This window comes from Ruegeria sp. ANG-S4 (genome assembly GCF_000814005.1).
Lineage (GTDB): Bacteria > Pseudomonadota > Alphaproteobacteria > Rhodobacterales > Rhodobacteraceae > Ruegeria.
In genome coordinates this window covers 67,753-92,944 of the sequence record NZ_JWLK01000010.1, presented here as the reverse complement: position 1 = coordinate 92,944, position 25,192 = coordinate 67,753, and the positions used below count along the sequence as shown (strand labels likewise).

Annotated in this window: 24 protein-coding genes; 12 read left to right on the top strand and 12 right to left on the bottom strand. The window is 53.0% G+C overall.

What is annotated here, in order from left to right:
* The first annotated feature begins 38 nt into the window (after positions 1-38).
* The gene (hslU, locus tag RA28_RS21450; protein WP_039533244.1) at positions 39-1,346 is read left to right on the top strand and encodes an ATP-dependent protease ATPase subunit HslU; all 1,308 of its coding nucleotides are present in this window, start codon (positions 39-41) and stop codon (positions 1,344-1,346) included.
* A 106-nt stretch (positions 1,347-1,452) separates the two neighbouring features.
* Positions 1,453-2,550 carry an alpha/beta fold hydrolase gene (locus tag RA28_RS21445; protein WP_152612130.1) on the top strand — a complete coding sequence of 366 codons (1,098 nt, stop codon included), beginning with the start codon at positions 1,453-1,455 and terminating at the stop codon, positions 2,548-2,550.
* Between the two features lie 411 nt (positions 2,551-2,961).
* Here the strand turns inward: RA28_RS21445 and RA28_RS21440 are convergent, their stop codons facing one another.
* The 3 genes from RA28_RS21440 to RA28_RS21430 form a co-directional block, all read right to left on the bottom strand.
* The gene (locus RA28_RS21440) at positions 2,962-4,416 is read right to left on the bottom strand and encodes a glycosyltransferase family 2 protein (RefSeq protein WP_039533243.1); all 1,455 of its coding nucleotides are present in this window, start codon (positions 4,414-4,416) and stop codon (positions 2,962-2,964) included.
* Positions 4,417-4,582: 166 nt separating this feature from the next.
* Positions 4,583-5,539: a hypothetical protein gene (locus RA28_RS21435; protein WP_039533240.1), complete on the bottom strand. Its 957-nt coding sequence runs from the start codon at positions 5,537-5,539 to the stop codon at positions 4,583-4,585.
* 1 nt (position 5,540) lies between these two features.
* Positions 5,541-7,061, bottom strand: a complete 1,521-nt coding sequence (locus RA28_RS21430; protein WP_193747448.1) for an aldehyde dehydrogenase family protein — start codon at positions 7,059-7,061, stop codon at positions 5,541-5,543.
* 149 nt (positions 7,062-7,210) lie between these two features.
* On the opposite strand from RA28_RS21430, the gene RA28_RS21425 reads away from it, so the two are divergent.
* Genes RA28_RS21425 through RA28_RS21410 form a run of 4 tightly spaced genes read left to right on the top strand, consistent with a single transcriptional unit; the run spans position 7,211 to position 11,020 of the window.
* Complete coding sequence (locus RA28_RS21425) at positions 7,211-7,450, top strand: phosphopantetheine-binding protein (RefSeq protein WP_193747447.1); 240 nt, start codon at positions 7,211-7,213, stop codon at positions 7,448-7,450.
* Between the two features lie 25 nt (positions 7,451-7,475).
* Positions 7,476-8,990 (top strand): class I adenylate-forming enzyme family protein, encoded by a 1,515-nt coding sequence (locus RA28_RS21420; RefSeq protein WP_082029884.1) that lies wholly within the window; start codon positions 7,476-7,478, stop codon positions 8,988-8,990.
* Between the two features lie 10 nt (positions 8,991-9,000).
* Positions 9,001-9,825, top strand: a complete 825-nt coding sequence (locus RA28_RS21415) for a hypothetical protein (protein WP_039533233.1) — start codon at positions 9,001-9,003, stop codon at positions 9,823-9,825.
* Positions 9,826-9,865: 40 nt separating this feature from the next.
* Positions 9,866-11,020 carry an MBOAT family O-acyltransferase gene (locus RA28_RS21410; protein ID WP_039533231.1) on the top strand — a complete coding sequence of 385 codons (1,155 nt, stop codon included), beginning with the start codon at positions 9,866-9,868 and terminating at the stop codon, positions 11,018-11,020.
* Positions 11,021-11,252: 232 nt separating this feature from the next.
* Here RA28_RS21410 and pseC read toward each other — a convergent pair whose 3' ends face one another.
* Positions 11,253-12,476, bottom strand: coding sequence for a UDP-4-amino-4,6-dideoxy-N-acetyl-beta-L-altrosamine transaminase (gene pseC / locus RA28_RS21405; RefSeq protein WP_342585429.1), 1,224 nt, complete (start codon positions 12,474-12,476; stop codon positions 11,253-11,255).
* Positions 12,434-13,444, bottom strand: coding sequence for a UDP-N-acetylglucosamine 4,6-dehydratase (inverting) (gene pseB / locus RA28_RS21400; protein ID WP_039533228.1), 1,011 nt, complete (start codon positions 13,442-13,444; stop codon positions 12,434-12,436). Before pseB ends, pseC begins: the two co-directional genes overlap by 43 nt.
* A gap of 192 nt (positions 13,445-13,636) precedes the next feature.
* Here pseB and RA28_RS21395 point away from each other — a divergent pair, with 192 nt between their 5' ends.
* The 4 genes from RA28_RS21395 to RA28_RS21380 all read left to right on the top strand — a co-directional run bounded on the left by RA28_RS21395 (position 13,637) and on the right by RA28_RS21380 (position 18,585).
* Entirely contained in the window at positions 13,637-15,172 is a 1,536-nt protein-coding gene (locus tag RA28_RS21395) for a hypothetical protein (RefSeq protein WP_152612129.1), read from the top strand.
* Between the two features lie 89 nt (positions 15,173-15,261).
* Positions 15,262-15,873 carry a pseudaminic acid biosynthesis-associated methylase gene (locus RA28_RS21390; protein WP_039533226.1) on the top strand — a complete coding sequence of 204 codons (612 nt, stop codon included), beginning with the start codon at positions 15,262-15,264 and terminating at the stop codon, positions 15,871-15,873.
* A 244-nt stretch (positions 15,874-16,117) separates the two neighbouring features.
* Complete coding sequence (locus RA28_RS21385; protein ID WP_039533224.1) at positions 16,118-17,419, top strand: nucleotide sugar dehydrogenase; 1,302 nt, start codon at positions 16,118-16,120, stop codon at positions 17,417-17,419.
* 119 nt (positions 17,420-17,538) lie between these two features.
* Positions 17,539-18,585, top strand: coding sequence for a phytanoyl-CoA dioxygenase family protein (locus tag RA28_RS21380; RefSeq protein ID WP_152612128.1), 1,047 nt, complete (start codon positions 17,539-17,541; stop codon positions 18,583-18,585).
* Between the two features lie 123 nt (positions 18,586-18,708).
* Here the strand turns inward: RA28_RS21380 and RA28_RS21375 are convergent, their stop codons facing one another.
* The 3 genes from RA28_RS21375 to RA28_RS21365 are packed head-to-tail and all read right to left on the bottom strand — an operon-like array spanning position 18,709 to position 20,998.
* Positions 18,709-19,302 carry a Smr/MutS family protein gene (locus tag RA28_RS21375; protein ID WP_039533219.1) on the bottom strand — a complete coding sequence of 198 codons (594 nt, stop codon included), beginning with the start codon at positions 19,300-19,302 and terminating at the stop codon, positions 18,709-18,711.
* The gene (gene mltA / locus RA28_RS21370) at positions 19,302-20,342 is read right to left on the bottom strand and encodes a murein transglycosylase A (RefSeq protein ID WP_039533216.1); all 1,041 of its coding nucleotides are present in this window, start codon (positions 20,340-20,342) and stop codon (positions 19,302-19,304) included. The genes RA28_RS21375 and mltA overlap by 1 nt, the downstream gene beginning before the upstream one ends.
* The gene (locus RA28_RS21365; RefSeq protein ID WP_039533214.1) at positions 20,339-20,998 is read right to left on the bottom strand and encodes a Tim44/TimA family putative adaptor protein; all 660 of its coding nucleotides are present in this window, start codon (positions 20,996-20,998) and stop codon (positions 20,339-20,341) included. Before RA28_RS21365 ends, mltA begins: the two co-directional genes overlap by 4 nt.
* Positions 20,999-21,106: 108 nt before the next feature.
* On the opposite strand from RA28_RS21365, the gene RA28_RS21360 reads away from it, so the two are divergent.
* Positions 21,107-21,610, top strand: coding sequence for an FxsA family protein (locus RA28_RS21360; protein ID WP_039533213.1), 504 nt, complete (start codon positions 21,107-21,109; stop codon positions 21,608-21,610).
* A 54-nt stretch (positions 21,611-21,664) separates the two neighbouring features.
* A complete protein-coding gene (gene secB / locus RA28_RS21355) occupies positions 21,665-22,165 on the top strand; it encodes a protein-export chaperone SecB (RefSeq protein ID WP_039533211.1) in 501 nt (166 codons plus the stop codon).
* 25 nt (positions 22,166-22,190) lie between these two features.
* Here secB and dnaQ read toward each other — a convergent pair whose 3' ends face one another.
* Genes dnaQ through RA28_RS21335 form a run of 4 tightly spaced genes read right to left on the bottom strand, consistent with a single transcriptional unit; the run spans position 22,191 to position 24,925 of the window.
* The gene (gene dnaQ, locus RA28_RS21350; RefSeq protein WP_039533208.1) at positions 22,191-22,913 is read right to left on the bottom strand and encodes a DNA polymerase III subunit epsilon; all 723 of its coding nucleotides are present in this window, start codon (positions 22,911-22,913) and stop codon (positions 22,191-22,193) included.
* Complete coding sequence (gene coaE / locus RA28_RS21345; RefSeq protein ID WP_039533206.1) at positions 22,906-23,499, bottom strand: dephospho-CoA kinase; 594 nt, start codon at positions 23,497-23,499, stop codon at positions 22,906-22,908. The genes dnaQ and coaE overlap by 8 nt, the downstream gene beginning before the upstream one ends.
* Positions 23,496-24,329 carry a shikimate dehydrogenase gene (locus RA28_RS21340; protein WP_039533203.1) on the bottom strand — a complete coding sequence of 278 codons (834 nt, stop codon included), beginning with the start codon at positions 24,327-24,329 and terminating at the stop codon, positions 23,496-23,498. Before RA28_RS21340 ends, coaE begins: the two co-directional genes overlap by 4 nt.
* On the bottom strand, positions 24,326-24,925 hold the full coding sequence (locus RA28_RS21335) for a Maf family protein (protein ID WP_039533201.1): 600 nt from the start codon (positions 24,923-24,925) through the stop codon (positions 24,326-24,328). Before RA28_RS21335 ends, RA28_RS21340 begins: the two co-directional genes overlap by 4 nt.
* Positions 24,926-25,192 lie beyond the last annotated feature (267 nt).

Sequence of the window (25,192 nt, the reverse complement as noted above, 5' to 3'; positions counted from 1 at the left end):
AGCCCAAGCTTTGCCATGCCGACCGAAAGGACCGCACCTTGACCGACCTGACCCCGCGCGAGATTGTCTCGGAACTGGACCGTTTCATTATCGGCCAGAAGGATGCCAAGCGCGCCGTTGCGGTGGCCCTGCGCAACCGTTGGCGGCGCAAGCAATTGCCGGATGACATCCGGGATGAGGTCTATCCCAAGAACATTCTGATGATAGGCCCCACCGGTGTCGGCAAAACCGAGATCAGCCGCCGTCTGGCCAAACTGGCGCGTGCGCCGTTCATCAAGGTCGAGGCGACCAAGTTTACCGAGGTCGGCTATGTCGGCCGCGATGTGGAACAGATCGTGCGCGATCTGGCCGATGCTGCGATCCTGCAAACCCGCGAGTACATGCGCGATGACGTCAAAGCAAAGGCCCATCAGGCCGCCGAAGACCGCGTCATCGAAGCGATTGCCGGCACCGACGCTCGCGAGGCAACGCGCGAGATGTTCCGCAAGAAACTGAAGGCAGGCGAACTGGACGATACCGAGATCGAGTTGGAGCTCTCCGAGACCTCGAACCCGATGCCGATGTTCGACATTCCCGGACAGCCGCGCGGTCAGATGGGGATGATGAACCTTGGCGACATCTTCGGTAAAGCCTTTGGAGGAAGGACCGTCAAGAAACGCATGACGGTTGCCGAAAGCTATGACGCGCTCATCAGCGAAGAAGCTGACAAGTTGCTGGATGACGAAACTGTCAATCGCGTTGCCCTCGAGTCGGTCGAGCAGAACGGAATCGTCTTTCTGGATGAAATCGACAAAGTCTGTGCCAGATCAGATGCCCGCGGGGGCGATGTCAGCCGCGAAGGGGTACAGCGCGACCTGCTTCCGCTGATCGAGGGGACCACGGTTTCGACCAAACACGGACCCGTCAAAACCGACCACATCCTGTTCATCGCTTCGGGTGCATTCCACATCGCCAAGCCCTCGGACCTTCTGCCTGAGCTACAGGGACGTCTGCCGATCCGCGTCGAGTTGCGGGCCCTGACCGAAGCGGATTTCGTTCGTATCCTGACCGAAACGGACAATGCGTTGACGTTGCAGTACACCGCCCTGATGGGAACCGAAGATGTCACGGTCAGTTTCAGCGAAGACGGCATCGCAGCTTTGGCCCGTATCGCGGCGGATGTGAACCAAAGCGTTGAAAATATCGGCGCGCGGCGGCTCTACACGGTGATGGAACGAGTGTTTGAAGAACTTTCCTTTGCGGCGCCTGAAAGAGCCGGAACCGAGATCAATGTCGACGCGCAATTCGTCAGCGACAATCTGGGCGAACTGACAAAATCCACCGATCTCAGCCGTTACGTTTTGTAACACCGGGCAGCCGGTTCCCGCCGGTTCCACATCCAATTTTAGAAGCTGTCACTGGACGTCTTCTCAGAATTCAGTAGCGTGGCGTCAGTTTGTTCGAGGTCCGACTTTGCTGCGTCACCTGATTCTGTTCTTGGCTATTTCAGTTCTTGGAGCCTGTGTGGATCGCTCGGTTTCCGAAACGGTGCCAGGTGCTTTGCGCGTTGGCGTTCCAGAGACCGTGTTTGCCGCGACGACACGCGCACGCGAGGCGAACGGAGCTTATGGGTATCGTCGTGGCCAGGGGCTTCGCTTTCTTGAAATGACGGTTTCGATTCCGCCCGCACACACGCCGGGCACGCTGGATTTCTCTTACGCCAATCCAAACCCTGACAAAGAGTTCGTTCTGGCGGATGTAACCGAGTTCTCAGGCACGCAGGACCTTGCGTCGCGTCTGCGCGGCGTGGATGAGGTTTCGATCTTTGTCCATGGTTACAACGCGACGCAAACGGAAACCGCCTTCCGGGCCGCGCAGTTGTCACATGACATAGGTATTCCGGGCTCGACCCTGATCTATTCTTGGCCCAGTCGGGCAAAGGGAACGGGATACGCGTACGATCTGGACAGCATGTTGTTTGCCCGGGACGGGTTGGAGAAAACCATTCGCAAGCTGAAATCAATCGGTGTGAAACGGGTGATCGTTATCGCGCATTCCATGGGCAGTGCCCTGACCATGGAAATGATGCGTCAAGCCGAGTTGCGGCAACCGGGATGGTCAAACAAAAACATAGAAGGCGTAATTCTGATTTCGCCTGATCTGGACGTGGATTTGTTTCGATCTCAGATGGACAGCATCAAAAACCCGCCCGAACCCTTTGTGGTGATGGTGTCGCAGAAGGACAAGATACTCAACATTTCAGCGCGACTGCGCGGGACCGCGGACAGCGAGCGGCTGGGCAATATCAGTTCGATCGAGGATCTGGCAGAGTACCCGATCAGCGTTATCGACACGACAGCCTTCAACAGCGACGCGGGATCCTCTCACTTTGTCGCGGCCACATCCCCGGCGTTGCTGGCCCTGCTCAGTTCAGTCCGGCGGGTAAGCAGCACCTTCGGACCGGACCGACCCGGCATTGATGTTCTGGTCCCGGAAAGCGAACGCAACCCCGATGGCGCGACTGAGATCGTGCTGACAGAAACCGGACAAGCCCAAGTCAGTGCGCCTTGAATGAGGCGGGCCCTGGGGAGTGAGCTGCCCTGAAGGTGCAACCGACACTGCGCCGCTCTGGGTTCCAGGTCTTTAATCCAATACTCCAAATTCTGTATCCGGTAGAAGCGTTCTGACATACACCTTCCAATCTGAGCGGAAGCTGTACGCTCGACTCCGATGAGCGCAACTTGGCAAGGCTACATCTTTATTACCGAACAAAAAATCGTTCAAATTCCGCCCAGTCATTTCGCGCGCTGAAGTCGATCGCGTCGATGATCCCAATTGGCTCAGCGGCCCGGGTCGCTGGCGCGATGTCTGATCTCTTTTAAACTGCAATGTGAATGGCTTCGGTGTCATTGCCTTCACATAAACAAAGTCGCATTCACTTGTTTGCACGCAATTGACAACGAAGAAAGCCACTCGTCTTTTTTAGGTGTATTCCTTCAAAGACTTAATTACGTCGTCCGAAACCTTCATATTCTCTGGCTGGTCAAAAAATCTATCTGCTCCATGATGCGGAAACGGCAAAAACCGGTCTTCTGGCATAGTATTCTGGTGCCAAGCCCTCCAGGCGTCGCGGTATTCGATGCGAGACGGCGACATTCCGGTCTCCACACTGATCCCGTGTTGCACGTGCCCTGTAAGTCCCGACGCATCATCCAAACAAAGCATGGTAAGCGTTTCCAACTTAACCAGCCGCTCTCCCAGTAATTCACCCGCCCGCGCGATGAGTTCACTGTCCGCGCCAAAACGCACTGTGTCCCAATACCCCAGATCGAATTCCATAACTTCTTTTTGGATCAGCAGCGAAATCGAGGCAATCCTACAAGCTCCATTGAAACTGTAGCTACCGACTTTGGTCGGCCATGAGAATCGGGCATCAGTGTCCAGCCGCGTCATATACCCGATACTCGCCTGACAATCAGGATCATCCAGAATTGGTTGCATCTGAACTGCGATCCTATCCGGCAAGGCGATGTCATCCGCATCATGACCGGTTATGTACTCACCAATTGCGGTGGCCAATGCCCTGTTTTTCGCAACATAGGGGCCACCGTTTACTGTTTGACGCAGGACAACCAGCCGACTATCTGTCTCGGCAATCTGGCACAGAATTTCATACGTGGAATCTTGACTGCAATCATCCACTGCTATGAGTTCCAAATTCTGCCAGCTCTGGTTTAATATAGAATCCACCGCGTAGCGTACCGTATCCTCACAATTGAAAGTCGGCATGATGACTGAAACTTTTGGTCCATCAGTCACCGCTTTCACTGGGGAAAAACGGATTCTGTTGAAACGCGGCTGTTCGGAGGCTTCCAAAACGGCAATCGGTTTGTCCAAACTGGACAAGAATAAGTTGAAATTATCGAGCCAAGTCTGATCATCCGACGCCGTGGCGCTTCGAAACAAGGGGATTATTTCATCGGGAATTTCTGACCTTCGGGTCTCGAGAAGTTCAAACGCCTCCTGCTCTCGATCTTCTTTGAGTTTCCAAAACGCATTCAAGACGATCGAATGGGCTTTTCCCGATTGCTTTTCCAGATTTCGCTGTTTTGCGCTCGACTTGTTTTTCTTGGCGCGCTTTTCTTTCCGACGTTGTTTTCGCTTGATCAGATACCTGTAAATGGTCATCGGCAACGTGACCGGGAGCAGGAGCGTCAATAGGGGAAAGTAGGCCAAAGTGAGTGGTTTATTTTTGACCACGTAATGAAGATCAAGCAGCTGTCGCGCGTCGTCCAATTGCTGTTTGGCATCGTCTGACGCACAAGTTGCAGCGTCAATCTGCTGTTGGTACCGGGCGTTCTGATACTTCAGCTTTTTGATTTGGTAGCGCAGTTGTCTGAGTTCTCTATGCGTTTTGTCGTCGCAATCAACGGCCACGGCTGCCCCCTTCAATATGCCTCATAAACAGCCCGGACCGCTGTATACTCGGCAGAAAAGGCCAGATACAAAAGTACCACACTGATTATAAAACAGACAACCAATAGGCGAGTCCCCCGAGCGAGGACTTGCCAAGCGGTGTTCCTATGAGTCGCTTTTTGCTCCATCAGAGGCACCCGTCGCTGCGGCTGCATTTTTCTTCAATGCGCGACACAAGCCAAGGCAGGAAAATCTCTCTCCCCGCCTGGTTCATGTGGGATTCGTCACGCTTTCCGTCTTCAACAAGCTTCCTGTGCAGTTCCCTGTCAAGAACGATCAATGGCATACCCGTTTCAGCTTCAAACTCGAGTTCCAAGCCTTTCTCGGGAAGCGGTTCCCACGTAGCCGTTATAGACAAAAAGATAATATCCGTGCCGGTCCGGTTCGAAAGCTCTTTGAATGCAGCAATCCAACGTCTGAGGCCCTCTTGGCGAGGATCGCTCAATTCCCAATCAACAGTCACACCGTCAAGGGTTTCGAATTTTTTTGCACCGTTGTCCAAGGCAAGGGCATCCAGTCGGAAGTCCAATCGATCACAGTTTCGAATTGTCATTTCAGGATGAGGAGCCTGAACACGACGCAGTGGAACCAGATGCTTTAAAACCACGTCCCTCGCTGCACGGATCGCGTTGAGCCTATCTTCTGGCCACAAGGCGTGTACGACAAGTGGAATGTCTTTCAAGCGCGCAATGTCGACAAAATCCCGATGGACAGTTCCATAATCTCCTGTCCGCCGCCGGATCATAACAACAATCGCTTTTGGATTATGGTTTTCAAGAAACTCTTCGATAAGAACGTATTCCTTTCCAATCGAAAAGTAGCTGTGCGCCAGGTTGTGAACAGGCAAAGAGCCCGGTCGAATTTCAGCCAGGATCTCGTCGAAGTGCTGCGCATTCGTTGAAACCCTCATTCGAGACCCCCCAACCGTAACAAGCCCGATTTCATGTTCTGGTTTGTATTCGTGAATCATCCTGTATTGGCAGGCAGAAGTTTCATATCGTCGCTCGGGCTGTGCGCCTATCCACACCACCACCGCAACCCCACAAACGATGAGCGCCAATGTGATGAAAAAGACGCGCATCATGCTAGCCTGCAAAATTCACGATATTGGTTTTTTCAAACATGTAGGTTTCGCGCATTGCCTCCAGCGAAGACTCTTTGCCCACACCTGAAATTCCTATTCCGCCATATGAAAAACCGGGCAGCATAATTGCATTTTGATTGATTTGCACGATACCCGCGCGAAACGCATCAGCACAAGTCAAACACGCATCGATATCCCGACCCCATACGCTCGCGGATAAGCCGAAATCGGTGCTGTTCGCGAACTCAATTGCGTTGTCCAGGCTATCGTATCCAGTGAGAGTGGCCACGGGACCAAAAATTTCTTCCTGAGAAACAGGGTGTTCATGTTCCGGGTCAAAGATCAGATGCGGTTTTACGAAATAGCCTTTTGTAAACAGCTCTTCATCAAGCACGTTCCCATACGACTTAACATCCAGCCCATCTGACGCCGCAGACGTCAGATAGTCTTGTATGCGAGTCTGTTGTGCCTTCGAAACCACCGGGCCGGAATGCGTATCCGGATCCAGCGCGTGTCCGATCTTGAGGTCATTCAATGCCAAGCCAAGCGCTTCGCGGTATTTGTCCATCAGTTTCCGCGGCACGTAAATTCGACTGGAAGCCGTGCAACTTTGACCAGCCCGTGTGAACCGCATGGAGCCGATAACGCCGTTGACGGCTTTGTCCAGATCGCAATCTTCCAAAATGATCATGGGGTTCTTGCCCCCGAGTTCCAGTGTAACAGAGCGAAAGTCTTTTGCAGCTTGTCGGTATATTGCCCGGCCGGTTTCAACCGAGCCTGTAAAGCTCACTTTGTCTATGCCCGGGTTTGAAATCAGTTTGTTTCCCGCACCCGAACCTGACCCACTTACAATCTCAACGGCCCCATCTGGCAACAGGTGGGCGATCAAACGAAATGCGTATGCCAACGATGCCGTCGCCTGCTCGGGGGCCTTGATCAACACGGTGTTTCCAGCTGCAAGCGGAGCAGCGATCTTGTAGGCCATGAACATCAGTGGCACATTCCAAGGCACAACGCCGGCGACAACGCCCCATGGGTGGTATGTCGTATAGCCCATCAGCTTGGGACCGGCTTGTATCGACCGGCCCTTTATTTCGTGAACAAGGCCAGAGAAATATCTGAAAATTGACGCCGGCAACGTCACTTCACCTTTGCATTCATGTGTAAGTGACTTGCCCGTTTCAAGCGCAAGAATCTCTGCAAGTTCACTTTGCTCCGCCTCAAGGGCATCGGCGCAGGCCCAAAGGATCTTTGCTCGTTCAGCAGGTTCTGTCTTCATCCATTTCGGTTGTGCTCGGCGAGCGCGCTCGATGAATGTATTGATCAGGTGGTCCGAACTTTCGGGAATGGTCCAAGTTTCCATGCCCGTCGAAGGATCATAGCACTTCACGCCTTCTCCGGTTGACATGTCGACATCGCCCATCGTCGCAGCGCAGCGCTGCCGGTACCAGGCCAAAGCACCTTCCCCTGCGGAAAACGCTCGTGCTCGGCGCTTAGTCAATTCGTTCGAGAGCTCAATCATTTCGTCCCCTGAAACACCAAATTTTGTAGGCCCAAGCCTAAAATACGTCATATCTCCGGCTAACCCTAAGCATACTTCGATTCAACTGGAAAGCAGATTGCAACCATGGCTTATTCCAACTAAGGGCAATTGTGGTAATGGAGGAAAGCATGGCGGTTGAAGAAAGTGTTCGATCAATCCTGAGCTCAGAATTTGGGCTTGATTCAAGCAGTCTTGAAACAGACGCGGCAATTTTCAGTGCCGGGTTGTTGGATAGCCTCAATTCGCTCCGACTCCTCATGATGCTGGAGAGCCAATTTGGCTTGTCGATCTCGCCACTTGATGTTTCGCTTGATGATGTGGACAGCATCTCGAAAATCACGGAAACCGTAAATCGATTGAAAGACTAGCGCCGAATGGCCAAGGACGTCACACTTGAAAGACAATACATCCCGCCTCGTTCTGGGTAGCCTGCTTCGGCGCCCAAACAAGCCCGTACTTGGTGACGACACTGTTTGCCTGGACCGATCTTCTTTGTTCGAAAACGTCCGGCTGCAGGCCAATCTATTCTTGCAGAGCGGCCTTAGACCAGACGACTTCGTAGTCTTGATGTGTGACAGGGGTTTGGCTTTTTGGTCCGAATTACTTGCGGCTTGGGTCTTGGGTGCCAAACCAATTTGCGTCGAAAAGAACATCTCGGACGAACATGCGGCCTCCGTGGTTCAGATGACAAGCGTATCGAAAATCATCGGAGCAGACGAAACAACGACCCCCGAATTCAAAGCGCTGGAGAGATTGCCTTCTTCATTTGATCCAAATGCTGAGGCCGGTGATTTGCAATCTTGCTTCAGGGACCTGCCATTTGTTGATGACAGTGAATTGCCTGACCTGGCGGGGTTGATCTTCACCTCAGGCACAACCGGCTTACCCAAGGGCGTTCCCCTGACGCACAGGGCGTTGAACTTGAATGCTCTTTCGACCGCGCAGCGCCTGCAGTTGAGAGACAGCGACAGGCTACTGATTGCGACACCGTTCCGTTTTATCTCTTCCATTTCTCATTTTCTCGTCACGCTGTTAAGCGGCGCTGCTTTCTTTGGCGTTGAACGCACACTGATGATCAAGGACCTGATCGACATATTGAACGACAGGGACATTTCGGCCTTTGGTGGTTCACCTTTTCACATGCAGTTCATCGCCATGGCAGGTGAACACCGCTTGCCAAAATTGCGCTGGGCAATGTCATCGGGAGACCATTTGCGGCGGGAAGTTATCGAAAAGCTGGCAGGCAACTTCTCCAATTTGGAGCTTCACGTGGTTTATGGAATGGCTGAATTGGGCGGGCGTTTTTGCGAACTTCCTCCGCAATATCTCAGTAATAAGGCCGGCAGCGTCGGATTTCCCATTAACGGGTTTGAGATCACCATACGTCGCGACGACGGCACGACCTGCGATGTCGGTGAGGTGGGAAATATCTACGTTTCCGGTCAGATCGGTTTCGAAGGATACTTTAGAAACACAAAAGCCAATCAGAAAGTTCTTAGCTCGGTTGGTTTTCTGAATGGTGATATGGGATATGTTGACGACGAAGGTTTTGTCTTCCTTTCGGGACGTTCGGATTCGGTTTTCAAACGATCGGGCTTGAAGGTCTCTGCTCAGATCATCGCTGACGCACTCATGAACTTGGATGAAATCCACGACGTGTTCTGCACCAGCGAGGAGAACGATTTTGAAGGCCGCGTCCCAGTGGCGTATATTTCGTGGAAAAACGAAAGCGAAATGGACAGCGGTGAAATCTCTCGGACCTTGCGTCGGTTCATTCCGGTCAATCATATTCCGGCCCGATACGTCAGCCTTCCGGAAATTCCGCGAACAGGCTCTGGTAAAGTTGATCGCCGAAGACTGGCCAGTCTGATTGAAGCGACCAAGGGCTCATCCAAAGCAGAGGGTTAATTTTCCGCTTATGTTTGGATGGATCAAGCCACCCACGCTCCTCAAGTACGCAGTCGTGCTTGCTGTGTTTTTATTTACATTCGCTTTCGTCGTCCTGGTTTTTGGTAAACTACCGGAACAGCGTGCATTTTGGCAATTCTTGAACCTGCGATTCTCGCAGGATGAACGGTATCAGGCCCAAACTCTGTTCCTGCCGGATCAAAAGACAGAATTTTCTGCAGTCATAGTGGGCGACAGCTTGTTCCAAAGCAGCGTGCCGGAATGGATCGCGGAGTTACCGAATACACAGCGCATTATTGTCAACAGCTATGATCCAGATGATCTGCGTCTGGTTTCCAGGGCTCTGGTGCCTGGAGATCGGCGAACAAAATCAAAAGTCTGCGCGATAATCGTTCAAGTTTCCCCGCTTTTTAGCTTGCGTGCGCGGTCTATGGGCGCGAATTCAGATCCCGAGTTGTTGCGCAGTGTGCTGCGAAAACGGGGCTGGGAAGCGGATGTGAAACTGTTTTTCGAAATCTTGAAAAAATGGGCAAATACAGAACGCAGCCTTCCCGATCTCGACAGCGAACCGGGCCGTCCACCCAGAATGGTCGGCCAAGCCAGGTTTTCCGACCCAAACGAAGAAAACTGGGAACGCGCATTTGGTTCCTTCGATCGCTACAAGGGACAAATTATCGGAGTATTCGACGACCGTGACACGGACTGGGGTGACGGCGGTGACCTCGTGGAAACAACGCTTAGACAGTTGGATGTATTGGCTGCCGAGAACGACAATTTCACATGGGCGACCCTAGAGAACTTCGAGTCTATTCCGATCCAAGGGTGCGAAAGATGACAAGGTCGTTTATGAAATCGTTCCGGAGAAGTGATTATTAATGCTGGCGAATATTTGGCTTTTTTTCTTCGGCAGCTTAGTTGCACTGGCATTGTTCTGGTCCGTTCCGGCAGATCGACCCCAGGCTCGGCAAATCGTCTTGCTTTCAATTTCTGCTGCGCTGGTCTTGCTGTACTCGCTCGGAGGTTTCTTCTTCTGTATTTGCCTAGCGATCACGCCGCTGCTGGCACAGCGCGTGTTTTTTCAGTTCCGAAACATCTGGAGCTTCTGGCTATTTATTGCGTTGGCGCTTTGCCCATTGGTTGGTTTGCGTGTGTTCAGCGAGCAGTCATTCTTTTTGTCATTTGGCGTTGCCTTCGCGACAGTAAAATCTCTAGGCCTCGTCATGATCGCGTACGGAGGCCGCCAACACCTGAAGGCGTTGGACGCGTTTCTTCTAATTTTCTTTTTCCCGCTGTTTACCGTGGGTCCCGTCGAGAAAATATCAACATTTGCGCAAAACAACTTCGCCAACCGCTTTGACTTTAAGCAAGCAATTTATGGTGTCTACCGCATTGCTGTCGGCCTCTTTCTGGTAATGTTCATTGGTGGTGAAATCCTAGACCCTATTCGAAATCAATGGTTTGGCCGCGCCTATGAGGACATCGCGGTGTTCTCGCAATCTCAGGCTCTCGGGCTGATTATTGCGAGCTTCCTTTACACGTACATCAACTTCGAAGGGTTTTCCTCGGTCGCGATTGGATTGAGCCGAATTTTCGGGCTTAAGGTCTTCGAGAATTTCGACAGGCCCTTGTTGGTCTCGAACATTGCTGAGTTTTGGAAGCGCTATCATATTTCGATGGGTAACGCGATAAACCAGTTCATTTTTTTCCCAATCGTCCTCTGGCTCAAACGCCCCTGGGCAACCTATGCCGCGACAATCGTCGCGTTCATTCTGTTCGGCATGTGGCACGCATTTGATTTGAACTATTTTATTTGGGGCCTTGGAAACGGATTAGGCGTTGCGATGGTTCACTATGGTGCGAACAAAAAGATCTTTCCGTTGTTCAAAGAAAGCGCGGTGGCGAGGTTGGCGACGAAAGCGCTCGGCGGCATTCTGACATTGCTGTTCATTTCGTGGATTCAGACATTCGCGAACCTGGAAGATTTTGAGACAGCCGTTTTGATGACCGCTAAGCTACTCGGGCTTTCTTGAGTAACCTTGGCAACTTGGTCTCTCAAGGCTTAGCTATTTCCTGGTTTATTGCTTTTGTGATCTTACTCGGGTCAGTCATCGGTAAATTTGGGGCATTGGCACCCAAGTCCTTGGAAATCTCAATAAGGTTGAAAACGCAACAATTCGCCAGCTGATTGCCTGTCATTATTTGTATTGGGCGACCCCACCGACAGTATGACTACCAAAATTGACCCATGATAAAACGAATACCTCAAGCTGTTGCCGCCGGGGTCGCGTTTCGCCGCAAGATCGAATTTTTCAGCGTTTCAACTACTTTTTCCTGTTCCTGCGACGTGAGACCAGGAAACAGAGGCAAAGTCATCGCTTGTTGGTAATACGTCTCAGCTTGCGGAAAATCGCCCCACGAAAAACCTAGATCCCGGTAATAGGGCTGAACGTGCACAGGGATATAGTGAAGGTTCACCCCGATCCCGGCATTGCGCATGTCTTCAAAAACAGATCTATGCGCCATAGCGTTGTCTGTTTGCAGCCTTACAACATACAGATGAAATGCAGACCGAGACTCGGGCAATCTGTTAGGGAGACCGATTGGAATATCTGCAAGCAGTTCGTCATATCGATCAGCATGCTCATTTCTGGCTTGCACAAACTCGTCCAGCCTGCTGAGCTGACTCAAGCCCAACGCTGCCTGGACGTCTGTCATTCTGTAATTCCAGCCGAGATCAATCTGCTGATAATACCAAGGTCCATCCGGCTGCCCCCGCATTAGACTTGGATCGCGCGTAACGCCGTGGCTGCGAAGCATCGCCATGCGTTCAGCGAGGCGAGGATTATTGGTGGTTGCCATGCCGCCTTCCGCCGACGTAATGATTTTTACCGGATGGAAGCTGAAAACAGTGATTGCCGAATGTGCGCAATCACCCACCGGAGTTCCTTTGTATTCTGCGCCGATCGCGTGACTCGCATCTTCAACCACATGGATGCCATAGTCGGCCACCAATTCAGATATGCGGTGCATGTCGGGCGACTGGCCACTCATATGGACCGGAATAATGGCTTTGGGCAGTTTTCCATTCAAAGCAGCTTTGTGGAGTTTTTGCTCGAGGGCGTTGGCGCACATGTTGTAAGTGCGCGGATCTATGTCGACAAAATCTACATCCGCGCCGCAATAAAGCGCGCAATTCGCGGATGCAACAAACGTTATCGGCGACGTCCAGATCAAGTCTCCGGGACCGACATCAAGAGCCGCCAACGCAACGTGTAGCGCTGACGTGGCGGAGTTAACTGCAACTGCGTGTGATGCCCGAACCTTTGATGCCAAGGCGTCTTCAAACCGGGGAACCGCAGGGCCTTGCGTAAGGAAGTCTGATTTCAAAACCGCGACTACGGCGTCGATATCGTCTTCATTTATATCCTGGCGGCCGTATGGTATCATTTGTGCCCTTCCAAACTGGAACGGTTCTTTTCGATCCAAGCCAACAGAGCGTCTTCTGTCATCCAATCGTCATTTTTGTCACTCGAATACACAAAGTCATCTGCTACTCTGACCCCATCTTTTATGCGCTCCTTCGACGTCGACCAATTGTGAATCGCAGGAAGGATTTTGAAGTATTCTTCGTATTCATAAGTGAACGGCGCATCTTCGATGCCGACCATTTGCTCGTGAATCTTTTCCCCGGGACGAATACCGATAATCTCATGCGTGGCATTCGGAGAAATAGCCCGGGCAATGTCCGTCACTTTCATTGAGGGGATTTTTTTGACGTAGATTTCGCCGCCAACCATATCATTGAATGCGTGCCAAACGAGTTCGACACCTTCTTCAAGCGTGATCATGAAGCGGGTCATTCGCTGGTCGGTTATAGGCAAGCTCGGAACATCTTGCTTTTGCATGAAGAACGGTATCACTGAACCTCTTGAGCCCATGACATTCCCATACCTCACCACGGAAAAGTGTGTGTCGTGCGAACCAGCGTAAGAATTACCTGCGACAAAGAGCTTATCAGACGCCAGCTTTGAGGCACCATACAGGTTAATTGGGCTGGACGCTTTGTCCGTTGAAAGCGCAACCACGCCCTTCACGCGTTTGTCGATCGCGGCATCGATAACGTTCATTGCACCATTTACGTTGGTCTTGATGCATTCGAATGGGTTGTATTCGGCCGTTGGAACAATCTTTGTTGCAGCGGCATGGACAACATAATCCACCCCATCGAACGCGCGGTAAAGACGCTCTCGGTCCCGAACATCTCCGATAAAGAACCTGACACGATTATCATGCTGAAAGTTCTTCGCCATTTCCCATTGCTTCATTTCATCGCGGGAAAAGACGATAACCTTTTTTACATTGGTCGTCGCAAGAGTCATCGGGACGAAAGCGTTGCCGAAAGAACCGGTCCCTCCGGTCACCAAGACGGTGGCGTTGTCGAATTTGGAACTCATGAAATCAGCTCGCTTCAAGTTTTTTGTTGCATTTGAATACCGAAGAAAACCTCTGGCCGCAAAGGGTTTACTGCCCGACGAAAAGCGTACCTTGAGTGCTTGAATAACTCACATATTCGTCATACCAAGGAAAGGATATCTGAGTGTGGGCGGCACAAAATGTCGCACGGGCACTCTCGCGACGAGGCCCTCATGCCACTCAAGCAGGAAACAAGTTTGCCCGAAGGACGGGCGTTTATCGAGTTGCTGACCGAAATCGAGAACCAAGTTGTTCCGGGAAGCTGCCGATTTTTCCACTATAATTACTGGCCATTGATGCGCTTTATGATCAATGCGGAGCGGAAGTTTCAGGCGCCGCGCAATGAACTAGCGTTAGCCGAGGTTACCCGCCAACGAAAAATCGAGCTCTATCAGTTGGCGCTTAGAGACCGTTCGACTGGCGTAAAGTATTTTGATGACCTGAATAGCCGTGCAGCAGAGCGCAATTTGAGCGGTCATATCCAAAATTTACCAACCGCAGATCACTTGTTTCTGACGCGCAGTGCGCAGTATCGTCAGGTTGCGCATGGCAAGGCGCATGAACCTTTGACGGATGGGATAAGGTATCTTTGCCCGGAGGAGCACCGGCAGCTGACGCTGGTAGACGGCAATCCAAGCGACTTCGGGTCAGAGTTTTTGCTGCCGACCGAAGTTCTTCCCTACATGCCAAGCCGGGACCTGATTAACTTTCTAAGGCCTTCAACGCTGGCCGAGCTTTGGGTGCGAAACAAGATTCTGAAGACCGTTTCACGAGTAAATGCTTCAATACCTGATCGCTATGCGCAACTGCGACTGAATGAATATGAGGTATTGGTGAGAGTTAAAAACTGTTCACAACGCCTGATGTATTGGTTCGCCGTCTTAAGTCATATTAAGCCCAAGGCAGTTTTTCTAAGCAGCTACACAGGTGTCAGCTATATCTGTGCGGCGGGAAAACGACTTGGGATTCCCGTGATCGACATTCAGCATGGGGGCATGCATCAACATCACCCGCTTGTTTCCAATTGGAACAAGGCGCCCAAACACGGGTACGAATTACTTCCGGACGTCTTCTGGTGCTGGGATAAGCGCAGCGCTGCCTACATTAACTCAAATGGCAGTGGCAGGCATCGTGCCATTGTTGGTGGAAACCCGAAAACGGCATTGGACTACTCGCTCGCGGGCGAAACCATTTCCTTCGAAAGTGGGCACCAACGGCCACAGGTGCTGATTGGTTTTCAATATGGTGGCGATCCAATGATCCAGCCGCATGTAAAAGATGCGTACCTTGCGACCAGGGACATTGTGGACTGGAGGTTCCGTTTGCATCCTATGGGGCACAATTACCTTGATGAAGTTGCGCGCGAGTTTGGCGTCACGAAGGAAAGTGTGTTGGCCGAAAGCGCCAAACCGCTGCACCAGGTGCTTCCGGAAATTGACTTAATTCTCTGTAATGCTTCTACAATCATTTACGAAGCGCTTGATTATGGAGCAGACGCAGCCGTTTGGTCCAAAAAGGGCGCTGCAGTTTTTGAGGAGTTAGTGGCGGCAGATGAAATCAGTGTGGCGACAGATTTCGAAACACTCGTAAACGTGGTTACCGACATCGCGCTCAGGCAATCTGGTGGCAGCCAGAGGCCCACCGCAAAAGAGCGTCAGACCGAGAACATCGCTCGCGTACGAGAGGCATTTGCTGAATTGAAACGTTGAAAAACTGCCATCCACATTCCGGAAACTTGCATCGCAAACGGTTTGCGGGCAGTGAAGCGAGTGGATGTTCATCCACCAGGAGATCAAAATTGAGTTTTTCCACTGAACAGGAAGAGTTTTGGGCCGGAAAGTTCGGCAATCAGTATATTGAACGCAATACGCATGAACGGCTGTTGATGCCTAAAGTCGCCATGTGGTCAAAGATGCTTTCCAGCGCGCACGGGATCACGTCTGTTCTCGAATTGGGATGCAATATCGGCGGCAACTTGCTGGCATTGAACAAGCTCATGCCCTCGTTGAAGCTTAGCGGGATTGAGATCAACGAAGAAGCCGCGAAGCGAGCCTCGGAACTTGAGATCGCTAAAATTACACGAGGGACGATTCTCGATCCAATCGAACACGACGCTGTGGATTTGACCTTCACCGCTGGAGTGTTGATTCACATTAACCCCGACAGGCTACATGACGTTTACACCAATCTTTTCGAAGTCTCTCGGCGATATGTGCTGGTTGCAGAGTATTACAACCCAACGCCTACAACGATCAGCTATCGGGGAAGTACCGACAGGCTTTTCAAAAGAGATTTTGCGGGGGAGTTGATGGATCAGTTTGGGCTTAAGCTTGTTGACTACGGATTTATTTACAAACGCGATAACTGGGCGCCGCAAGACGACATTACTTGGTTCTTGATGGAAAAGTAGCGCGGTCCAACGGTTCGGAACAAAACTGATCTAATGGATTTGACCCGCTTTTGTCAGACCAGCCGCCTTGGAAATGGCGTCGCAGATTGAGTGGTCAAAATACCTGGAAACTTACACTGAATTTCCCGAGGCCGAATTTGTTCAAGCCAACTCGCCCATATGCCAAAATCAAGCTTACACACTCAGTTTGCATTCCGCGCACAACACGCTAGAAGCAGAAAAATTCTTCAACGGATCGTGAATCATGCCCAGCCCTTCAGTCACGGTATCTACAAGCTCCGGAAAAGTCGGAGTGCTCGGCCTCGGATACGTCGGCGTTCCGCTCGCATTGCGCATCTCAGAGTGCGGTCACCCAGTTCTGGGTTTTGACGTTCTGCCCGAACGAATTGAACAACTCAACGGCGGCATCAGTCCGATCAAACATATCTCAGATGACAGTATTTCCAACATGCTTTCGGCCGGCTTTCAGGCAACAACTGATTTCAGTCGCGCCGCGGAATGTAATGCTTTGATTATCTGCGTACCGACGCCATTGGATAAATCAAGGGAACCGGACCTGAGTTTTGTGACTGCGACAATGGAGTCGATCGCTCCGTACCTGCGCAAGGGTCAGTTGCTGAGTCTCGAAAGCACTTCTTGGCCAGGAACCACAAAAGAAGTGTTGCTTCCTTACGTAGAGAAGTCCGGACTTGAAGTGGGTAAGGACTTCTACCTCGTTTACTCGCCTGAGCGGGAAGACCCAGGCAACAGGCATTTCAACACCAAAACAATCCCCAAGATTGTGGGCGGTCATACGCCTGCGTGTTTGGCTGAAGGACAAAAGTTGTACGGGTCCTTTATTGACAAGGTTGTGCCAGTCAGTTCGACGCAAGCGGCCGAGCTTGTAAAGCTGCTCGAAAACATTCACCGATCCATCAATATCGGTCTTGCCAACGAAATGAAAATCGTTGCCGACGCAATGAACTTGGACATTTTTGAGATCATTGAGGCCGCCGCGACGAAGCCGTTTGGGTTTACGCCTTATTACCCGGGGCCGGGTATCGGCGGACATTGCATACCAATTGACCCGTTCTACCTCACCTGGAAGGCACGCGAATACGGCCTTCACACCCGATTCATTGAACTGGCTGGTGAGATTAACAATCAAATGCCTCAGTTTGTGGTCGACAAGACGATCCGCGCACTCAATGAGGCCGGAAAATCGCTTAAGGGCGCGAAAGTTCTTACACTTGGTATCTCATACAAAAGGGACATAGATGATGTCCGGGAAAGCCCGTCGGTCCTTGTGATGGAGCTGTTGCGCGAATGGGGCGCTGATCTGTCTTACTCCGACCCTAATGTGCCCGTTTTTCCAACGATGCGCGAGCACAAGTTCGATTTGTCGTCGGTCGATCTCACACCACAGGTACTTTCTGAACAAGACGCGGTGCTTCTGTTGACCGATCACAGTTCGTTTGACTACGGCATGATCAAAGAGAACGCCCCGCTTTTGATTGATACGCGCGGAAAATTTCGGGACGGCGGGGAAAACATTGTCCGGGCCTGAGGACATCAACCTCATTGAACGGCTGATTGAACTGCCGATCTGAGCAGCGGTTTCACTCCAACAAACAGCGTGACCCAGAGTGTGTCGTTGTTGCGACAAGACTTAGAGATGGGCTAGATTTGGCCAAAGATAACCGAAGGCATACCATGTTGTTCAAAAAAGCAAGCGAGTATCTTTCTAGAAAGAAGGATTTCTCAGACTCAACGGAGTTACACGTGCCTCGCGACGCAATTGCGGCGACCAGTAGGGTTGAGGAGAGCCAAGTGCTTCTTTCGGACCCGCTTTCGATGCGCATTGTAATGGACAAGCCTGAAACTGGAGACGTTAACTCCAAGGATAAGCCCGAGGGTCCCGCAGACACGGCAAGTGTTCTGCGCAAAGTTCAGAGCAGAATTGACGACTTTGAGGCTTTGGACAGAAATGCCGAAGCCTGCCTCGACCTGGTTACCTTTCGTGAACCGGTAGATATGTCAACGGTTGTCGAAACTCTGCGAAATTATGGTGTCGCTATCTTTCCATCGGTTCTTGGAGAAGACCGGCTTGAAAGAATCTCACGCCAGTACGAGGACATGATCGAAAACGGTGCCCAATTCGCCTATAAAGTCGACGCTCGGGAAGACTCTACAGCTAATTCCTTCGGTGTTTGGATTGAACGCGAGGGTTTGCCTTCAGAACGGTTTGACGAGGTTCATGCACTGTTTGCGTCGGAAACGATCAGCCAAATAACACGCGAGATCTTTGCGGGACAAGCATTTGACTTCAATTCAGCGCTTTACGCGCAATGGACCGATCACACCAGCGTGCCAGCATCAGGTACCTTGCATTGGGACAAACAACTTACATTGAAGTCTTGGCTATATGTCACCGACGGCGGAGAAGGTTGCGGCGCCATGCGCGCAGGGGTCGGCAGCAACAAGTGGCTCAGATACGCGCGCGAAGACGCTATGTTCGACGGCGTTCCACTTCGAAAGATCGACAATAGCGTCCGCGAAGAAGATGTCCCCGTCATATCAACTGGGGGCCCCGCAGGAACGTTCTTTTTGTTTCTCACCGATACTGCGCATGGCGCACAACCCGTGGCACCCGGAAAGCGTCGCAACATTATTCGCGCCCAGTCGCGCCCTCACAGAGTCCACGAATGGGCGAAATGGGCGTCTGGTCTTTAGTAACTGCGCCCCCACCTGCAATTCAGCTTTCCAGAAACGAGTCGAATTGCCTTTGATTGGTTAAATTGCAAAGCGCGCGTGTTGTCGTTTCCAAAAATTTCTATTTCTGGATCAACTTAACTATCACCGGTTTCGACGCAGATAGACATAATACGCCCCCTCGCCGCCATGGCTGATATGCGCGGGCGCTACCTGTAGCACGGCTTGAGCCAGCGGCGGCAGGGACAGCCATTGTGGGACCTGGTTGCGAAGAACACCGCGCGGGGTGGGGATGGGGCCGGGCTCGTCCCTGTCTTTGCCTTTGCCTGTGATGACCAGAACCAGGCGTTTGCCTTGTGTCTGCGCCGTCAGGATGAAACGGATCAGGGCGGGGTGCGCAGTATCGACGCGCATACCATGAAGATCGATCCTTCCCTCGGGCTTGAGTTTGCCACGCTTCATGCGCCCGAAAGCTTTGATATCCATCTGAACCGGAGCACCCCGAAGCTCCTCGGCAACAGATGGCTTGAACGTGCTCCGGCCTGCTGTTGGTGCGGGTTTGGACATCTGACCGATTTCAAAGGCCTCGATCCGTGGCTTTGGCGTTTTCGACGGCTTTGGCTTTGGCAATAGGGTTGGATGCACGGTCTGGGGCAGTTCCGGATGCAGGCGTTCAGCCTGTTTTGCGACCTTGCGCCAAAGCTCGATTTCATCCGCCGTCAATTTTCGCCGAGACATCAGAACTCGTCCGGAAGCAACGCATACGCACGTTGAATTGGCAAAAGGACGACCATGCGGCCAGGATCTTTCAGACGTCCGGCCGCTTGCCCGGCCTGATCCCCGGTGCCGAAAAAGATGTCTGCGCGCTGCGCGCCCTTGATGGCCGACCCGGTATCCTGAGCGATCATCAAACGCCGCATTGGGTTCTTGCCGTCTTTCTCGACCCAGACAGGGGCGCCAAGGGGTGTATAGGCAGGATCAGCGGCAATACTACGCAGTGTCGTGACAGATCGGTTCATCGCGCCCAGGGGTCCAAATTCTGGCGCAACGCGCGTGACCTCGCGGAAGAATACGTAGGATGGGTTGTGGAACAAAAGTTCGGCTCCGGCCTCAGGATTCTTGCGCACCCAGGCGCGGATCATCTGGGCACTGACCTCGTGTGCGCCCAGCGCCCCACGCCGCACCAACTCTGCCCCGATCGACCGATACGGATGCCCGTTGGCCCCGCCGTATCCAACGCGTAGTGCGCTGCCATCCGGCAGGCGAATGCGGCCCGAGCCCTGAATCTGAAGGAAGAACAACTCGACAGGATCATCGACCCAGGCGATTTCCAGCCCACGGCCCTTCATTACGTCGCTGCTCAACAACTCGCGCCGGCTCAGCCATTGGCTTTGCTGTCTCGCCTCGGGCGGCATTTTGTACAGCGGATACCGGAACTTCCCTGAAGGAGTTGTCGCCCCGTCCAGTTCGGGTTCGAAGTAACCGGTGAAAAGGGCGTCATCACCATCTTCGATTAAAACCGGACGGAAAAACACCTCAAAGAAGGCCCGGGCAGCCCCAGGTTCATAGCTGCGTGCCGCGGCGCACAGCGCCTGCCAATCAGGATCTTTCAGATCCCCGCAGGTATTGAGAAAAACTGAAAGGGCCGCCCCGTGATCGTCGGCGGCCCAGCCATCCAGATCGTCAAATGACAGAATAGAGCGCGTCGCGTCGGCTCCTGCCGCGCTGGCAGTCGTCATCGCACCCACCAGAAAGAGCGACCGGAGCGCGGCAATCATGCGTCCGTAGCAACAAGCAGCCAGTTCGGATCATCCGTTCCCATAACGCGGGCGAATGTCCAGCTGTCCTTTTGGCGCTTCACGGTGTTCGGGTTGCCCTCGATGATATCGCCGCCCCGATCTCGTACGACCGAAGTGAGCTCACCAATAAACCGCATCGTGATTTCCGCTTGATTTGTATCCTTGTCGAAATGGGCGTCCGCCAAAGTGGTTTCGCGCACCCCGATGAACTCTGCCTCGATTGTCAGGCCTTTATCTTCGCGATCCGCGACCACCGAAACAAAGCTGTCAAAGACTTCTTCGGACAGGAACGGCTGGATTTCATCCAGGTTGCCTTTTTCAAAGCCCATCACGATCATTTCATACGCCCCGCGCGCACCTTGAACAAACTCGGTGACAGAAAAACTGGGTTCGATCCGCTTCATCGCGGTCAACGTCTGGGCCTGCTCGCTGTCCTCGGCCACATGGTCGGTGATGTCATGATCCGGGCCGCCTTCGATCACCTCGAAGTCGCGGCGCGATTTGCTGGTGTCGGGCTGTTGCTGCAGCGGCGGCTTTTCAAAGCCTTCGCGTGTGCCCAATACGCTTCTTAGGCGCATGATCAGGAAAACAGCAATGCCAAGCAGGACCAATAGCTGGATCATGGGATTGTTCATTTCGTCCTCTTTTCAGAACCGGAACTTTGTATACCCGGCCTCTTGCACTTATGTAGGTGACACCGGGTGGCAAGTCCACAGTTCGGGATATGGTATAGGATAGCGCAAATGTATCTGTTCTTGGCATTTTTGTTGGTACCCATCATCGAGATCGCCCTTTTCATACAAGTCGGCGGTCTGATCGGGCTGTGGCCAACCCTTGCCATCGTCGTTCTGACGGCGGTTCTGGGTACGGTTTTGGTGCGGACACAAGGTCGCATGGCGCTTGCAAATCTTCAGCGATCATTCGCCGAGTTGGACGACCCGACCGAACCCTTGGCCCATGGGGCGATGATCCTGCTCTCGGGCGCATTGTTGCTGACGCCCGGATTTTTCACAGACGCCGTTGGCTTTGCTTTGTTGATACCCGGGGTACGTGTTGCCGTGTTTCGCTATCTGAAGTCCAAAGTAACAGTGACACAATTCCAGATGGGACATGGGGGTACGCATTTTCGCGGCGGCCCCGCACCTTTTGATCAGGGCGACATAATCGACGGAGAGTTTTCGGAAGTGAAGCCCCGAAAGGATCCTTCAAAGCCCTCAAAATGGGTGGAAGGTCCGCACCAGCATTGAGGTGCCACGCCCAACTTGCTAAGCAGTGGCGAAATTCATTTTTGGAGTAGTTCCATGGCCGAAGAAGACGCCAAAGAAAACACCGCGGCACAGGCCGCCCCGCAGGTCCAGATGCGCGTTCTGGGGCAATTCATTCGCGATTTGTCTTTTGAGAACGTTATGGCGCAAAAGGGCGTTTCGGGCGAAGTGCAGCCCGAAATCTCGGTCCAGGTCAATCTGGACGCCAAGAAACGTTCGGTCGAACACCAGTTTGAGGTGTCGATCAAGCTGAACCTGAAGTCCAAAGCCAAGGGTATGGATGACATCCTGTTCTTGTGCGAGATCGACTATTGCGGCCTGTTCCACGTGGAAGGTGTGCCGGAAGATCAGATGCACCCATTCCTGTTGATCGAATGCCCGCGCATGCTGTTCCCGTTCCTGCGTCGTGTCGTCAGTGACATAACCCGCGACGGTGGTTATCCGCCGGTCAACCTGGACAATATCGACTTTGTTGCGCTGTATCGGAACGAGTTGGCGCGCCGCAAGGCCGCGCAGGCACAGAAAACTGAAGCCTGATCAATTGACCCGCGGCTGTCAGTGATCAGGCGCGGGTCCACAGGGCTTTTTCGCCCAGTTTCTCGACAAAAGCCTCATGCGCTGCGCGCTCGTCCTCGGTAATTCTTGCGGGTAACGCGGTGGCGCGTGGGGTCGGTCGCCAATCTTCGCTGCCACCCCCGGCACTTGACGCCGAGGTAGACAGACCGAAATCGGGCTGCCGTCCACCGATCAGTTCCAGATATACCTCGGCCAGAATTTCAGAGTCGAGCAACGCGCCGTGTAACACGCGGTTCGAGTTGTCGATGTTGAATCTGCGACAAAGCGCATCCAACGAAGCTGGCGATCCAGGGAAGCGTTTGCGCGCGATGGCCAGCGTATCAATCGCCTGGTCCATCGGGATAGGCGCAATCCCCATCCAGCCCAACTCGGCATTGAGAAACTTCATGTCGAATGAGGCGTTGTGAATCACCAGCTTTGCGTCGCCGACGAAATCCCGAAAACCCTGACCAACTTTGGCAAACTTGGGTTTGTCTTTCAGCGTAACCTCACCTTTTTCCGGCGGGCGCGGGCTTTCCAGCAGGTCCGGACCAATGCCGTGGACGCCGAACGCCTCTTCTGGCATCGAGCGTTCGGGGTTGATGTAGACGTGATAGGTTTCCCCGGTTGCCACATGATTCCACAACTCAACCGCACCGATCTCGACAATCCGATCGCCGCTTTCCGGATCAAATCCCGTTGTCTCTGTATCGAGCACGATTTCACGCATCTGCCAGCCCCGCCCTGATCTGCCTGACGACATCCTGCACCTGCGCGCGGGCGTGGTCCAGCGTGTCTGTGACAATTACGAAATCGGACCGCGCACATTTTTCGTCGTTGGGCATCTGTTTTGACCGAATTTGTTGGAACTGCGCCTCTGTCATGGTTCCGCGCGCCATGACCCGGCGCAACTGTTCCTGCGCAGACACGGAAACACAAGCAACGGCATCCATTGCAGCGTCGCCGCCGGTTTCGAACAGCAAAGGGATATCAAAGACCAAAATATCCGCCAACGCATTGTCCCGAAAGGCGGCGCGATCCTTCGCGACAAGAGGATGGACAATGAACTCAATCGTCTTCAGCGCGGAGGGATCGGCCGAGATTATCCGCTTCAGATCCTCACGGCTGACCGCGCCATTTGAAATTGCGTCGGGAAAGGCTGCTTGAATTGGTGCTACGGCCTCACCTCCAACGGCGTACAGCCGGTGAACGGCGGCATCTGCGTCCCACAGGGCACAACCCTCGTCCACAAACATTCGCGCCGTTGTACTTTTGCCCATGCCAATAGAACCGGTCAGGCCCAGCGCGAAGCTCATGCCAAAGCTGCCGCGCGGGTTTCCGCGTCCACTTGGGGCCGTACTCCAAACCAACGCTCAAATCCAGGAACGGCCTGATGCAGCAACATACCCAGGCCATCGACCGTGGTACAGCCGGCATCTTCAGCCTGTTGCAACAAACGGGTTCGAAGAGGTGTGTAGACAAGATCGGTAACTACAGCGCCCGGCTGCAATCCGTCCAAGGGGACGCGCAATTCCGGTTGACCCTGCATACCAAGCGACGTGGTGTTGACGACCAGTTCAGCGGTTTCGATAACATTGCCGGCCTGCACCCAATCGACGACCGTAATACGCTGACCAAACTCTTCCTTCAGGTGGTCGGCGCGGGTTCGTGTGCGGTTGGTCAGCAAAATTTCCGGAACTCCGGCGTCAGCCAAGGCCCATAGGATTGCGCGTGCGGCACCGCCAGCCCCAAATACAACCGCAGGCCCATCCTGCGGGACCCAGTCCGGCGCCCCAGCGCGAAGGTTTTCGATGAACCCGTACCCGTCTGTGTTGTCAGCATGGATTGAACCGTCATTGCGAAAAACAAGAGTATTGGCGGCCCCGATGACCGAGGCCCGGTCTGAGACGTGGTCCGCCAGTCGCAAAGCGGCCTCTTTATGCGGCACGGTGACGTTCGCACCTACGAAACCTGCCTTCGGCAGCGTTCGCAGAACGGTCTCAAGGTCAGCCGGTGCAACGTCCATCGGAATGTAATGACCTGGCAAACCATAGGTTTTCAGCCAGTGACCGTGTAATTTGGGAGAGCGGGAGTGCGCAATCGGATGCCCGAGGACACCGGCCAGCGGAATACGGTGATCCGTCATTGGTCGATTACACCTTTCACAGCCAAGAAATTCAGAAGTTCCAATAATGGCATACCCAGTACGTTGAAATAGTCGCCATCAATTGTGGCAAAAAGGCGTACGCCTTCTTCTTCCAGTTTATAGGCTCCTACGGCGTGGCGAATGCTGTCCCAGTTTCGCGCGACATAGGCGCGCAGATATGCATCCGAACTCGCCCGCATCCGAAGCCGAACCTGACCCACATGCCGCCAAAGGGGTTCGCTGTCCTGATAGATAACCGCGGCGGAGAGCAACACATGACGTTTGCCCCGCATCATTTTCAGTTGCGCGATTGCCTCATCCGGGGTTTCCGGTTTGGAAAGAAGTTGGCCTTCAAAGTCCAGAACCTGGTCGCAACCAATCACCATCGCCTCAGGGTTTTTGTCGCTGACCTTGCGGGCCTTCATCTCGGCCAGTGTGTCCGCAATATCGCGCGGCGGGGCACTTTCGGCCAGCAAAGCGCGTTTAGCGGCCTCTTCATCCACTCGGGCGGTTTGCACCGTGAACGCAACACCCGCATTCCGCAGAATTTGCGCCCGAATGTTCGAGCTCGAGGCGAGGATGATGGGGACAGACATGTGGAAAAACCCCTGAGCAAATCGTTAAGTGATCAAGGATGGTTTGTATGGCTTTCCTGTTGACACGCAAGCCCGGGGAATTCGGAAAAAACATCTGCGAGTCGTCCCGATCTGATCCAAACGGGACAAGGATAACTTGCATGGCATGAATATCCTTCCTGTCCCCATCTATTCAGCAAGTTATCCCCAGTTCTGTTGGCTCGGATTTTCTTTAAACCATTGTTTTAAATTAAAAATTTAAGTAACAAACAAGGACCGCCTTCAATG